The organism is Nocardia sp. NRRL WC-3656, assembly GCF_000720265.1.
Classification (GTDB): Bacteria; Actinomycetota; Actinomycetes; order Mycobacteriales; family Mycobacteriaceae; genus Nocardia; species Nocardia nova.
The window spans coordinates 111,957-125,824 of sequence record NZ_JOJF01000008.1 but is presented as its reverse complement, the minus strand read 5'-3'; the positions used below and the strand labels follow the sequence as shown (position 1 = coordinate 125,824).

Annotated in this window: 9 protein-coding genes; 6 read left to right on the top strand and 3 right to left on the bottom strand. The window is 68.0% G+C overall.

Going from position 1 to position 13,868, the window contains the following annotated elements; genetic code table 11:
* Positions 1 to 7: 7 nt before the first annotated feature.
* From IG65_RS0113055 to IG65_RS0113030, 6 genes are all read left to right on the top strand, one after another.
* Positions 8 to 997 (top strand): alpha/beta hydrolase family protein, encoded by a 990-nt coding sequence (locus tag IG65_RS0113055; protein WP_051755878.1) that lies wholly within the window; start codon positions 8 to 10, stop codon positions 995 to 997.
* Between the two features lie 309 nt (positions 998 to 1,306).
* A complete protein-coding gene (locus tag IG65_RS0113050; RefSeq protein ID WP_030515169.1) occupies positions 1,307 to 2,071 on the top strand; it encodes an amino acid hydroxylase in 765 nt (254 codons plus the stop codon).
* A gap of 62 nt (positions 2,072 to 2,133) precedes the next feature.
* Positions 2,134 to 6,084 carry a non-ribosomal peptide synthetase gene (locus tag IG65_RS0113045; RefSeq protein ID WP_030515168.1) on the top strand — a complete coding sequence of 1,317 codons (3,951 nt, stop codon included), beginning with the start codon at positions 2,134 to 2,136 and terminating at the stop codon, positions 6,082 to 6,084.
* A gap of 170 nt (positions 6,085 to 6,254) precedes the next feature.
* On the top strand, positions 6,255 to 6,989 hold the full coding sequence (locus tag IG65_RS0113040; protein ID WP_030515167.1) for an O-methyltransferase: 735 nt from the start codon (positions 6,255 to 6,257) through the stop codon (positions 6,987 to 6,989).
* A 156-nt stretch (positions 6,990 to 7,145) separates the two neighbouring features.
* Entirely contained in the window at positions 7,146 to 8,108 is a 963-nt protein-coding gene (locus IG65_RS0113035) for a hypothetical protein (protein ID WP_030515166.1), read from the top strand.
* A gap of 193 nt (positions 8,109 to 8,301) precedes the next feature.
* On the top strand, positions 8,302 to 9,144 hold the full coding sequence (locus IG65_RS0113030) for a hypothetical protein (RefSeq protein ID WP_030515165.1): 843 nt from the start codon (positions 8,302 to 8,304) through the stop codon (positions 9,142 to 9,144).
* 19 nt (positions 9,145 to 9,163) lie between these two features.
* Here the strand turns inward: IG65_RS0113030 and IG65_RS34655 are convergent, their stop codons facing one another.
* The 3 genes from IG65_RS34655 to IG65_RS0113010 all read right to left on the bottom strand — a co-directional run bounded on the left by IG65_RS34655 (position 9,164) and on the right by IG65_RS0113010 (position 13,631).
* Positions 9,164 to 12,001, bottom strand: coding sequence for a M56 family metallopeptidase (locus tag IG65_RS34655; RefSeq protein WP_036524287.1), 2,838 nt, complete (start codon positions 11,999 to 12,001; stop codon positions 9,164 to 9,166).
* Positions 12,002 to 12,003: 2 nt separating this feature from the next.
* Complete coding sequence (locus IG65_RS0113020) at positions 12,004 to 12,537, bottom strand: hypothetical protein (protein WP_063833597.1); 534 nt, start codon at positions 12,535 to 12,537, stop codon at positions 12,004 to 12,006.
* A gap of 380 nt (positions 12,538 to 12,917) precedes the next feature.
* On the bottom strand, positions 12,918 to 13,631 hold the full coding sequence (locus tag IG65_RS0113010) for a hypothetical protein (RefSeq protein ID WP_051755875.1): 714 nt from the start codon (positions 13,629 to 13,631) through the stop codon (positions 12,918 to 12,920).
* Between the last annotated feature and the right edge of the window lie 237 nt (positions 13,632 to 13,868).

Sequence of the window (13,868 nt, the reverse complement as noted above, 5' to 3'; positions counted from 1 at the left end):
GGGGCCGATGCCGAACCTGCCCGCGGGAGGTTTACGGTGGCTCGCCGGGGTCTTCGTCCTGCTCCTCTCGGCGACGACCGTGGGGGCCGCGTCAGCCGGCGGTGATCCGGTGGATCGGTCGCCGGTCGCCGCGCAGGCCGCATTGAACGTGTACTCACCGGCGATGGACCGGTCCGTCCCCGTACGGGTGCTGCGCCCGGCGGATACCTCGGCGCCCCGGCCGACGCTGTATCTCCTCGACGGCGTCGAGGGCGGGGAAACCGGGTCGGGATGGCTAGACCGCACCGAGGTGGCGACGTTCTTCGCCGACAAGAACGTGAATGTCGTGCTGGTGCTGGGGGGCCGGGCGAGCTATTACACGGACTGGGAGCGCGACGACCCGGCGCTGGGTCGCAATAAGTGGGCAACCTTCCTGACCAGGGAATTGCCTCCGGTCATCGACGCGACGTTCGGCACGAGCGGGCGCAATGCGATCGCCGGATTGTCGATGTCGGCGTTGTCGGTGCTGAGTCTGGCCGTGCGTGCGCCGGGCGTGTATCGAGCCGTGGGCTCCTACAGCGGTTGTGCGCAGACCAGCGATCCGGTGGCGCAGGCGTACGTGTCGATGATGGTGGCCCGCTACGGGGCGAACCCGGTCGACATGTGGGGTCCGCCCTCGGATCCGGAGTGGGCCGCCAACGATCCGACGCTGCACGCGGACAGCCTGCGCGGGACGGCGCTGTATATATCGGCAGGGACAGGGATGCCCGGCCCGCACGAGTCGATGAGCGATCGCGACGTCGCGGGCAACCCGGTCGCGCTCGCCGATCACGTCGTCATCGGCGGCGGCTTCGAATCGGTGGTCAACGGGTGCACGGCTCGGCTCGCTGCGGCGTTGGGCGCCGCCGGCGTGCCGGCGCGAATCGATTTCCGGCCGACGGGAACTCATGCATGGGGATATTGGCAAGACGCCCTGCACGATTCGTGGCCGATGTTCGCCGCCGTGATCGACGCCTGAACATTGGTGAAGGCGCCATGAAGATTTCGGGAGAAAAGCGACAGATCGGGCAGGAATCTTCCGCTTGCCGGACAACACGTTTCACTTTTCGCGCAGGTCCGCAGACGGCGAAGAATCTTCACCGAATATTCCCCGAGATGTATTGTGGGAAGCCGCGTTCTACTTTATGCTCGCCGCCTTCGCCGATTTGTTTGCAGGAAATAGCCGGGGGTACTCGCGCACACAGAACGCACCTATTGTCAGCGCCGATCGATTCCGAGTGGTGATGACCTGCGCACTTTAGGCAACTCGAGGAGAGGATTGATTGCGATGACGGTTGGTCTCGACGTTCGTTCCGAGCGTGAGCGCGTCGCCCGCGCATGCCGCCCCGGGCAGCCGTTGCCCGAATTCGTCTACAGCAGCGACGAAGACGCGCTGTGGTCACGGGTTTTCGCGACGCTTCGGGCCATGCACGAGGAACTGGGATGCGCGGACTATCGTGCCGCCGCTCGCATCGTTCAACTGCCCGCCGAACGGGTACCGCAGATGAGCGAGGTTTCCCGCACGCTTCGGTCCCTGACCGGTTTCGAGCTCGCACCGGCCATCGGAAGCCAGCCGGGCAGCCTGTTCTACGGCCCCATGGCCGACGGCATCCTGCACGCGACCCCGGACGTGCGGCCGGTGACCGAACAATCGTTCTCGCCCGATCCCGATGTCATCCACGAATTGGTCGGACATGCGGTGATACTCGCCGATCCGGAATTCGCGGAACTGTATCGCTGCTTCGGCCGCGCCGCCAACCGCGCCACCTCCGACGAGGAGCGGGCCGCGATCGCGCGCTTGTTCTGGTTCACCCTGGAGGTCGGCGTGGTCGCCGAAAAGGGTCATCCGCGCGCGTACGGAGCCGCGATTCTGTCCTCGGTCACGGAGATGGAGTCCTTCGTGCATGCGGATCTGCGAGAGTTCCGGGTCGAGGACATACTCACCAGCGATATCGACGACAGCATTTGCCAGCCCCTCCTCTTCGTCGCCGATTCGGTCGACCGGATGACGGCGGAAGTCGAGGGCTTTCTCCGGACGCGGGTCGGTTCGTGATGTCGCCTTCTCGCACAAACACTTTCGTCGATATCCTCGCCGTCGAGATTTAAGGAATTGCGGTGGTAGACCTGTCGAGTACAACGCGTCGTCACGACGGCGTGGCTCCGGACGCGGACTTCTTCGAATTGTCGGTAGCGCAGTCGGAACTGTGGCTGGCCCAGCAATTACATCCCTCGGTTCCGTTCTCCATCTCCCAATACACCGATGTGCAGGGCGAACTCGATCTGGGCCTGCTCCAGCAGTGCGCCCGCCGCGCCGCGCGCGAATTGCAGTCGCCGCATGTGCGATTCGCCGTCGTCGGGGGCCGACCGCGCCAATACCTCGACCACGAGCTGGACGCCGGATTCGACTGCATAGACCTGAGTGATCACCCCGATCCCGAACGCGCCGCCGACGAGTGGATGAGCCGGGATCATCATCGGGGCATCGACCTGACCGGCGACGACGTCACGAAGACGGTGCTGTTCACTCTCGGCCCCGGCCGATATCGCTGTTATGCGCGCAGCCACCACATCGCCGTCGACGGTTTCGGCGCCGCTCGGGTGTTGCAGCGAACGGCCGAATTGCATTCCGCCGCAACCGAAGGACGGCCCCCGGCACCGTGCCGGGCGGTGTCACTGACCGAGATCGTGGCGGCCGAGCAGCGGTATCGGTCCTCGTCCCGGTTCGCCGCCGACCGCGAGTACTGGGGCAAGGAGCTGGCCGGCCTCGATCACGTGACGCGCCTCAGCGAGCGGTACGCGGCGCCCTCGGCACGCCCTCATATCGCGCACGCGATTGTCGATGCGGAGGTCATGGCACGGCTCGGCGCCGCAGCGCGGCGGTACGGCACGGGGATGGCCGAGGTGCTGGTCGCGGCGGTGACCGCCTTTCTCGCGCAGATGACCGGTGATACCGATGTCACGGTGTCGCTGCCCGTCGCCGGTCGCACCACGGGAGCGCTGCGGCAGTCGGCCGGGATGGTTTCCAACGTGGTGCCGTTGCGAGTGCGGGGCGTGGCCGAGAGCACGGTGGGCGACCTCGTCCGCCAGGTGCGCCTGAACATGATCGGCGCGCTGCGCCACCAGTTGTACCGGCACGAAGACCTGCTCCGTGACCACGGCGTGGGCCGGGCCGGTCGCCACGGCTACGGCCCGCTGATCAACGTTCTCAGCCTGCCCGACAGCATCGACTTCGGCGCCGTTCGCGGTCGGACGCAACTGCTTTCGGCCGGGCCGGTGGAGGATATGGCGATCAGCTGCTACCGCTTCGGCGACGAGCCGTTCGTCGTCGACTTCCACGCCAACCCGGAGCTGTATCGGGCAGACGAGGTGGAGGGGTATCGGCAGCAGTTCATGGAGTGCCTGTCCCGATTGCTGTGGGCCGACGATACGGAGAAGGTGTTCGCGGCCGTCGCCGGTACCCACACGATCGCCGCACCGCAGCAGCGGCAGCACCAACGGTTGCTGCCGGAGTTGCTCTCCGGCGGAATCGATGCCGGTGAACGGATCGCACTGAGTGGGCCGGACCGATCGGTGACCTATCGCGAACTCGACGAGACGACCGCGCAGTGGGCGCGCGAGCTGATCGCGCACGGCGCCGGGCCGGAAGTCGTTGTCGCGGTGGCGTTGTCCCGGTCGGTGGAATCGGTCATGGCGCTGTGGGCGGTCGCCCGGGCCGGCGCGGTGTTCTTCCCGGTCAATCCCGCCGATCCGCCGGCGCGCGTGTCGAAGCTGATCGCCGATTCCGGTGCGGCGCTGGGCATCACCCGCACCGAGTGGCGCACGCCTCTGGAGAGCACAGCGGTCGATTGGCTGTTGCTCGACAGCGACGAGTTCACCCGTGCCGCCGCGGCCCGGTCGACCGCCGCGGTGACCGACGCGGATCGGATACGACCGCTGCGGGCCGCTCACCCGGCCTATCTGATCTACACCTCCGGATCGACCGGTGAACCCAAGGGGGTGCTGAGCACCCACGAAGGTCTGGCGACATTGGCCGACGATCTGCGCACCCGTAACCGCATCGGCAGCGATTCGGTGGTGTTGCAGGCACATTCACCGTTCTGCGATGCGTCGATGCTCGAATATCTCTCCGCGTTCACGCCCGGAGCCAAGCTGGTGGCACTCGCGCCGGATATCATTGCGGGACAGCGACTTTCGCAGGTGATGGAGGACGAGGGCGTCACCCACCTGGTGGTCACACCGGCCATTCTGGCGACGCTCGACCCGGACCGATTGCCGGCACTGCGGACGGTCACCGTGGGCGGTGACAAATGCCCGCCCGCACTGGCCGAACGCTGGGCGGGCCGGCTCCCGATGTTCAACTCCTACGGCCCCACCGAGGCCACCGTCGTGGTGACCCAAACCGAACCGCTCGATCCGAACGCGCTCATCACGATCGGCCGCGGACTGCCCGGCGTGCAGACTCCGGTACTGGACGCCCGACTGCGCCCGGCGCCACGCGGCGCCCGCGGCGAACTGTATCTCGCCGGTGACGCATTGGCGCGCGGGTATCTGGGGCGGCCCGGAATCACCGCGCAGAGCTTCGTGGCAAATCCTTACGGAGAGCCCGGAACTCGGATGTATCGCACGGGTGACATGGTCCGCGAACAACCCGACGGCACGCTCGAGTACCTCGGCCGTGGCGATGTTCAAATCTCGCTGCGGGGGCAGCGCATCGAGCCGTCCGAGGTGGAGCGCGCGCTGGCCGCGGACGAGACGGTGGATCAGGCCGTGGTGCGGGTGTGGACGTCCGAGGCGCTCGGCGATCGGCTGATCGGCTATGTCGTCCCCACGGCGGCCGCGAAGGAACACTTCGACCGCACCGCCGTCCTGGCGCGGCTACGAACCGTGCTGCCACCCGGCATGATTCCGGCGATGCTGGTGCCGCTGCCCGAGATACCGATCAATCCGAGTAGCGGCAAGACCGATCGATCCGCGTTGCCGGATCCGCAGACGTTGCCGCGTCCGGCATTCCGCGCGCCGACATCGCCGATCGAGCGCACGGTCGCGGAGACCATCGCCGAGGTCACCGGGCAATCTCGGGTCGGCCTGGACGACAACTTCTTCGAACTCGGCGGCAACTCGTTGCTGGGCGTCGAGCTGTGCCGGCAACTGTCGGAGCGGACCGGCACGACGGTGACGATTTCCTCGCTGTTCACCCCGACGGTGCACACCTTGGCTGCCGCCATCGAGGCCACGGCGGCCGGCGGGAACAGCGATGCGGCGGTCGGCGGTTCGGCGCTGGAGCCGGTTCTTCCGTTGCGTGGCAGCGGTTCCGGGACGCCGCTGATCTGCCTGCATTCCGCCGTTCCGCTCTCGTGGTGCTACTCGGGCCTGCTGCGGTACGTCACCGACCGGCCCGTCTACGGTCTGCAGTCTCCGGCCGTCTCCGGGCAGTCGCGCAGGTACCACACCGTCGACGAGCTCGCCGAGGTGTATCTGCGCGAACTCACGCGCGTCCAGCCGGAGGGCCCCTACCACCTGCTCGGCTGGTCGCTGGGCGGGCAACTCGCGCACGCGCTCGCCGTCCGGCTGCGCGCCCGGGGGCACGCCGTGGGACTGCTCGTGATGTTCGACAGCGTGGCCTTCGACGACGGTGCGCCCCAGCCGGAATCGCCCACCGTCCGTGATCTGGTCACCCACCTGCAGGGCAACGAGTCGGCCACCCCGGACACGCGGCCACTCACCCTGGACGAAGCTGTGGACGTGCTCGCCGACAGTCCCGGTCCCGGCCGTGGGTTGAGCCGTGAGCAGCTCGAACGCCTCCACCAGGGATATGTCGACAGTGTCGCCATGTCCACGAGCTACCGGCCGGCACGGTACGACGGCGATCTGCTGTATTTCTCGGCAACCGAAGGCATCACCGGCGAGCTGACCGGCGAGATGTGGCGGCCCTTCGTGTCCGGGCAGATCACGCAACACCGCGTCGACGTCACCCATGCCCAGATGACCAACCCCGAGGCCCTCGCGGTCATCGGGCCGATCCTGGAGGCCGAATTGCATCGGCACGGCGAAGGGAAGAACAGATGAGCAGGCATTCCACTGCGATCGTGGCCGCCGCGGTGTCGGTTGCTTCGTCGATTCTGCTGGCCGCGCGCCGGCCGGCTGTGTTCGGTCGCCGTCTCCCGCGGTTGGCCCTGGCCGCCGTCGCGGCGGTCGCCCTGGCGATCGCCGCCAACGAGAGCGTGGGCAAACCGGTGATGTTCCTGCGATGGTCGTATGTGCGGTTTCTGTTCGGCCTCCGGCATATGGGCGCCACCTGGCAGGTCGGTGACGGCCGGGAACAGGCGCTGGCCGACTATGTGTGCGCGCATGCGCGAAAAGGCGACATCGACGACGTCATCCGGGCGATCGACGAGTTCTGCTACACCAAGAGTTACCTGATCAACATCGGTGACGAGAAGGGCCGGATCCTCGACCGGGCCGTCGCCGCCGCGCGGCCGCGGCGCCTGCTGGAGCTCGGAACCTATTGCGGGTACAGCGCATTGCGCATCGCGCGGGTCATGCCGGCCGATGCCGTGCTGTACTCGATCGAGTTCAACGCGGCGAATGCCGCTGTCGCCCGGCAGATCTGGGATCACGCGGGCGTCGGCGAGCGGATCGTCGTCATCGTCGGCACCCTGGGCGACGACGGGAAGACGCTCAGCGCGCTGGGTAACGAGCACCAGTTCTCCCCCGGCACACTGGATTTCGCCTTCCTCGACCACGAGAAGGACGAATATCTTCCCGATCTTCGCCGGATCATGGATCAGGCCTGGCTGCGTCCCGGCTCGGTCGTGGTGGCGGACAACGTGAAATACCCGGGCGCCCCGGAGTATCGAGCGTTCATGCGCCGCCACGAGGGCACCCGGTGGACAACCCGAGAGCATGAGACCCATGCCGAATACCAGAAGGTGCTCAAGGATCTCGTGCTCGAATCGACCTATCTCGGTTGACCGAATCAGGACCGCTCGGCCGATCCACCGCTGCCCCCTGCCGCGATCGCGTTGTCGCCGAACATGTTAATCCTCGGTTATGGCGGGTAGTCGCAGATATGGTGCAACGTTGCGCCCCGACCTGATGCCGTCTATACGCCGAAGGACGAGATTCGCATGAGCACTCCCGATACCTCCACCCTGCTGGCCCAGCTGCGAGCTGTGCTGACCTTGACCAACACCGAGATCCAGGTGGCCGAGACCCGGATCGCTCAGGCCCGGACCGAGGCGGTCCGCCGGGAGCTTTCCGAGAACGCCGACAAGGGCCGTGCCCGCGCCGAGGCCATCGAGGCGGCCATCCGCGATCTGGGCAGTGTGCCCGAGGTGGTCGGCCCGTTCCTCGGCCGCGCGGTCGCTGCCATCAAGGCGATGGCCGAACAGGCTCAGCCGTTCGACGAGGCGCTGCTCGGCGACCTGGCGCTGGAGCACCAACTGCTCGACCGCGCCCGCTACATCAAGGCCCTGGCGACCGCCGCGGGGCAGCGCGAGGTCGTGACGTTGGCCGACCGCCTGATCACCGCGCATTCGGCCACCGTGGAATGGCTGACCACCGTCCTGGCCGAAGACGCCCTCGGCGGACCGGCCGCGTTGCGCCGCACCGTTCTTCAGGCGGCGACGGGGACGGCGGTGAAACTGTTCAACCTGCCCGTCACGTGGTCGGCTCGCGGCCTCGATCGCGCGCTGGACTCCGTTCGCACCACCCCGCCGGCGCTCGGTGAGCTGCTCGCCCGGGGAGCCCACGCCGGTGATGTCGCCGTCAAGACGCTGTCGGCCTCGCGCGATGCCGCGCTCGAAACCGCCGAGCAGGTCACGCGTCACGAAGGCGCCGGTGCGGCCGCCGATGCCCTGCATTCGATCCGCGCCACCACAGGTGTTCTCGAACCCGGCGAGCTCCCGGTCGGCGACTACGACGAGCTGAACGTGTCCCAAGCCGTCGCCGCGGTGAAGGAGCTCACCGAGCCGGCCGACATCCGCGCGATCGTCGCCTACGAGGAAGCCCACAAGAACCGCCACGGCGTCGTCTCGGCCGCCCAGACGCGGCTCGCCGCGATCGCCCAGGAAGTGACCGGTCTGAGCTGACGGGCACTCCCCCGAACGAGCTCGGTACTTCGTTCAGAGCTTTTCCGACCGATCGGCCGGCCCGATTCCGGGCCGGCCGATCGCGTTTCGAATCCGGTCGTCTTCTTCGTCTCACTTGTCATGGGTTGCGTATACCCCCTGGGGGTATTAATGTCTCCGATGTCGGACGAGAACAGATCGGAAGGCCGGGACGATGACCACACACACTCACCTCGAACACCATGGGGCACAGGCGAATTACAGGACTCACGGCCCGCGCGAGCAGCATGCCGGGCACGAAGGCCACGGCGGGCACGCCGAACACGCCGCGCACGGTGGTGGGCTGCCGGGCGGACTCCAGATCACCCAGGACGGTTACACTTTGGCGCTCGCCGAGCCGATCCTCGCACCGGGTGAGGTCGACTTCCGGTTCCGGATCCTGGGGCCGGACGGCGCACCGGTCACCGATTACACTTCGATCCACGATCGGGAGCTGCATCTGATCGTGGTGCAGCGGGAGCTGACCGGGTTCTGGCACGTGCATCCCGAACTCACCGCCGACGGCATCTGGACGGTGCGGCTGAACCTGCCGGCGGCGGGCGCGTATCGAGTCTTCACCGACATCGCCCCGCGCGCACTCGGCAAGACCATCACCCTGGGCGCGGATCTGGCGGTCACCGGGGCGTACGAACCGCGGCCGACGCCCGCGGCCGAACGGACCGCGAAAGTCGACGGCTACGAGGTGACTCTCGACGGGGATCTGGTGCCCGGCGAGGGCCGCCTGCTCACCCTGACCGTGCGGAAGAACGGCGAACCGGTCACCGACCTACAGCCGTATCTGGCGGCCTACGGCCATCTGGTGATCCTGCGGGCGGGCGACCTGGCCTACGTGCACGTCCACCCGAACGGCGAACCCGGCGACGGCGTCACCACCCCGGGCCCGGACGTCACCTTCCACACCGCCGTCCCCGGCCCCGGAACCTACCGGCTGTTCCTCGATTTCGAGCACGGCGATGTGGTCCGCACCGCCGCGTTCACCCTGCCGGCAATCGGGTGAGCGGTCTCGCATGCCGCGGTCATCCCCCGGCCGCGGCGTCGCGGATCTCGTCGAAGTGGCGCAGCAGCGTCGCGTACGCGGCGTCGGCCGCGACGTACTCGGTCATCGATCGGTCGAACAGGGCGTCGTTCTGGTCGTCGAAACTGCGCCGGCAGTCGTCACCGGCGCGTTTCGCCACGGCGAGCCATGTCGCCCAATCGGCCTGGGCCAGGTCGTCCGGAATCGGAACGAACGCGGCCGCACGGTCGGCGTCGGCGGCGATCGCGGCACACAACGGCGCAAATATCTCCGGATCGACGGCGACCGTCGGCTGTCCCTCGGCAGCGCGCACGGCGGCCGCAGTAGCCGCTCGCAACCGTTCGTTGTCGTCGTGCAGCCTGTTGGCTTCGGCCGTACCACCGACCCGAAGCCACGCATCGATCCGGCGCGCCCGCGCCTCGGGGGTGGGCTGTGGTTCCCGCCCGAGTGTTCCGACGGCGGAACCCCCGACATGTCCACGGTCGTAGAAGGAAATCGCGGTATTCGCGACCAGAGCGATCACCGCTGCGGCCGCGAGCACCACGACGACACCACGCACAACCGCCGATCGCGGCAGCTCGGGCTCCACGTCGAATCGCGGTGCCGTGGCCCGCGCTCGGCCGGCGAGCCGACGGCCGGCCACGGCGACGGCCGCACCCAGCAGCGCGGCCACCGCCGCGAGATAGATCGCGAGACCGAGGACGAACGGCACCTGCAACGTGACGACCATCCAGGCCGGGCCCGGTCGCCAGCGGCAGGTGTGTGCCATGACCCGCATGGGTGCGATACATCCGTCGGTCGCCGCGAGGACGAACAAGCCGGCCAGACCGAGCAATCCGGCGCCGCCGGCGGCGGCGAGCCCCATGAGCAGCCGGAATCGCGCCGCGGTCGCCGACACTCCGATCGCCGTCAGCATGAGCACACAGCCGAGACCCGCGCTCAGCCACATCGGATAGCGGAACACCCACTCGTCGGGTAGCTGCCCGAAGGGCGGCTGGTCGGGATGCAGTCGCGCCATGATCACCACAACGGTCAACCAGCACAGTCCACCGCCGACGACCGCACCCGTGGCAGCGTGCCGCACCGGCACGGCCCGATGCACCACCGCTCCCGCGTCCGATGCGTCGGTGCGGGCGCGTCGCACCCACGCGGGCGGGGATGTGTTCCATCGCCGCACCACGGCGAGCAACGGGAACAACCACAGAACGGATGCGCCCACGAGTACCAACGGTCTGTTGCCGAGGTCGGCGACGACCCAGAACCATCCCGGGGTTCCCGGCAAGGACAAATCGGGCGACCGCAGCGCCCCCCTCTGCAAGAGGAAAAGCCCGTTCATCCAGTAGCCGTACCAAGTGCCGAACACGATCAGGGCCGCGGCGAGTCCCAGTATCCGCACCCGGCGCAGCGATCGGCCACGACTACCCCGAATCCAGATTTCGGCGCACTGGGTGACCCAGCTCGTGAACACCGGAGCACTGACCAGCAGGACGATCAGAATCTCGGGGTCGGGGGGCAAGAGTCTCACACCGGCAGTGCGGAAGGACAGCAGTTCGCCGACCGCCAGGCCCGCGCCGAGCCAGACGCCCGCAATCCATCCCGAGGGCACCGGCCGATCGATGAGAACCGCGTAACCGACCGCGCGCCAGAGGATGTAACCCGCGATGCCGACGACGAGTACGGCGGTCGTCCAGGTCGCCACCTCGGCCATAGTGCCGGGACTCGACCAGATGGTCGCCTGAACATTCGCCACCTGCGCGGTGACTCCGGTGAGGAACATCGGGAGTGCGGTCGCGCCGAACAGTATTCCCGGGTCGTTTCGCCATCGACTGCGGTCGGACCAGTCGGGGTGCGTGCGCACCAGCCCCAGAAGGCGATGCCGGGCAAGGAGTTTCGGACGACGCGCGCCGGGTCGATCCCGCCATGCGAACGCGGTATCCCCGGCGAGGCGCGCGGCGTCGATATCGGCATAGACCTCGCGGGTACGCAAGATGTCCGCCCGGACCAGATAAGTCAACGCGATGAGGACCACGACCCGGATCAGGCCACGCAACCCCAATTCCCATTGACTACGCCAGATATCGGGATGCTGGAACAGTGATACGGCCTGCCCGACAATGTTGGGCAGCAGCGCGCAGATCAGGAATGCCCGCCACAGCGCGACCGTGGCGTAGGTGATATCCACGTCGCGATTGCGGATGTGCGCCAGTTCGTGCAGTACCACGTCGCGCAGCACGGCGGGCTCGGCGCCGCCCCGTGCGACCAGGCCGGCGTCCAGGCATACGGTGTAGCGGCCCATCCGGCCGAAGACGACCGCACCGACGGAATCCGCCCTCGGATCGATGGCGAACGCCGGTGTCCTGCGTAAGTCGGCCCGCTGCACGAGATCTCGCAACTGCAGCGCCAGTTCGTCGGACGACTCGGGATCCACCGGCAGCAACCGGCCGCGTCGGCGCCGCCACATCGGGCCCAGCACAAACAACGCCGCGGCGAGCGCGAACACCACCGCGAGGGCCGATATCACCGTCACCGGATCGCTGTGGGAACGCACCCCGTGAGCCGCGTCGCACGAGGCGACGAATGCCGCGCGCGTCATCATCGCTGCGGGTATATACGGCTCGGTCGGATCGTATCCCACTGCGAGACGGCACAACTGGAACCAGGTGTACCACTCGTCGCCCTCGCGTAACTGCACCAGGGTGGTCGACAGCAGAGTCAGGCTGTCGACCATGACGAAGGCGAGCAGCAACGCGAACCGGACCGCGGTGCCTGCGGCGAAGAATCCGGTGTCTATAGGTACCGCGTCCGGACCCGCGGCGGCCTCCCCCTCCTCGGCACGCACGGTCAGCTCGGTGTACTCGAATCGCGGTCGGGTTCGGCCGAGGGCTCGGCGAGCTCGGGCACCGCGTCGACGACCAGACGGCCGGCCACCGAATCGGCCAGCAGCCGAGCCCGATCGGCGTCCATGCCACTGCGCAGTGCGGAATCCAGCACCCGCGCCCGCACCTCCGCGATCTGCTCGGGCTCGAGCGGAGGCAGTACCGTCACGGCCTTCGAGCGGCCGAGCCGCTTGCGCAACCAGCGCCGTGCCGCCTGGCCGCCGCTGCTGATCGCCCCCTCCGTGAACTGCTCCGCCGCCTTGGTGAGCACGATCCACAGCACCGGGCTCGCCAGCACAGCGACCTCGTCGATGCCGAAACCGAGCAGATCACCACCACTTCTGCGGCGTTCGAGCAGACGCGCCGCGCGGTCGTCGCCCAATTGCCGCAGTCGATCCACCACCGGCAGCTCGTCGGGAGCTATCTCCGCGACGACATCCCGAACCACGGCACCGATCTGAATCGAACCGACGGGCACCGTGCCCCCTACCGCGTCCATCGAATCGCCCTCCCCGCCCGCTCGAACGCGGGATTCTCCGAAATACCTTCCCCCGCAGCGGCAGAACCAAACGGAGGATCTCCACGAGTATGCCGGATTTCGGTCAGCCCAGGGCCAGAGCGAACCACACGCAGGCGGCGAGGAGCACGGCGGTGATCATCCAGACGGCGCGAGTGGTGTAGGTGTGTCGCATAACCGGGCCTTTCGGGTCAGACGAAGCTGAAGCGCTCGGTGTGAACGCGGGTCGGTCGGGAAGGTGCCGTCGGAGCAGGGCGCGGTCGACGAAACCACTGTCGCCGTCCCCGCCGGGGGCCGGGTCCTGCGGGACCGGTACCACGGTCAAATCCAGACGTCGGGTCAGCGCCGTGATTTCGACACCGCTACCTCCCGATGGGATGTTCGGCTGTGCCCGTCCGGGCGGTGAATACCGCGAGGTCGGCGTCCTCGTCGTTCGCATCGCCGTGGGTGAAGGCGGCGATCGCGAAGCCCGGACCGAAGGAGGCGGAGGCGACCTCGGTGCCGTCGTCCGACCATCCCCATTTCGTGCCGATGATCGCGGGAAGATGCGCGGTGCCCCAGTTCTGTGCCGTACCGTCGGCGGCGATCGGGCTCGCGGTGGCCATCCACCGCAGCATGAGCGAACCGGGATCGGTGCGTTGCTTGGCGACGAGGAATTCGGCTATGTCCCGGGCGCTGGTGTAGGAGTCGCCCCAGAACGAACCGCGCCGGGTATCGGCCGATCCGAATTCCGCGGCGGTGGCGTCGATGGCGCGGGGGTACTTGGTATCCAGCTCAGTGGCGGCGGCACTGTCGGAGAGCTGGATCGCGCGCTGCGCCGCTCGCCGATCCGAGGCGGACCCGTCGCCGTGGCGCAGCACGTAGTCGACCAGATACAGCTTGATGATCGACAGGGCGGGCCGGATCTCGTCGGAATTCTTTGTGCCGGCGCGGGTTCCGGGGACCAGTGCGGCCACAGCGAACGAGGTGCGCGGGTTCATCGGAATCGGATCGGAGTGCGCGGATGCCGGACTCGCCGTCGCGGCGCCGCCCGCTATCAACAGGGCCAGCACGGGCGCCACAAGAGTTGTTCGCACGAGTGAGTTCTCCCTCTTGGTCTGGCCACCTTCGGTCCGGCCACGGCCTTCGCCGCGTCGGCCGGGAGGTCGGTGCCGGTGGTGTCGAGCAAGATCACTTCACGTTCGGGCTGAACCGCGGGGCTGCGCATCGATTCCACTACAGCCGGCGGCGCGCTGGGGCCACGCCACGCCGGAGGCGAGTCCGCTCCGGCGCGCCTGCGGCGGATCGTCGCGCGCGAACCGCACAATCGCTGG

Coding starts and splice junctions, on each gene's coding strand:
- IG65_RS0113035 (WP_030515166.1), top strand. CDS start 7,146: ATGAGCACTCCCGATACCTCCACCCTGCTGGCCCAGCTGCGAGCTGTG.
- IG65_RS0113030 (WP_030515165.1), top strand. CDS start 8,302: ATGACCACACACACTCACCTCGAACACCATGGGGCACAGGCGAATTAC.
- IG65_RS0113020 (WP_063833597.1), bottom strand. CDS start 12,537: ATGGACGCGGTAGGGGGCACGGTGCCCGTCGGTTCGATTCAGATCGGT.
- IG65_RS0113040 (WP_030515167.1), top strand. CDS start 6,255: ATGTTCCTGCGATGGTCGTATGTGCGGTTTCTGTTCGGCCTCCGGCAT.
- IG65_RS0113055 (WP_051755878.1), top strand. CDS start 8: ATGCCGAACCTGCCCGCGGGAGGTTTACGGTGGCTCGCCGGGGTCTTC.
- IG65_RS0113050 (WP_030515169.1), top strand. CDS start 1,307: ATGACGGTTGGTCTCGACGTTCGTTCCGAGCGTGAGCGCGTCGCCCGC.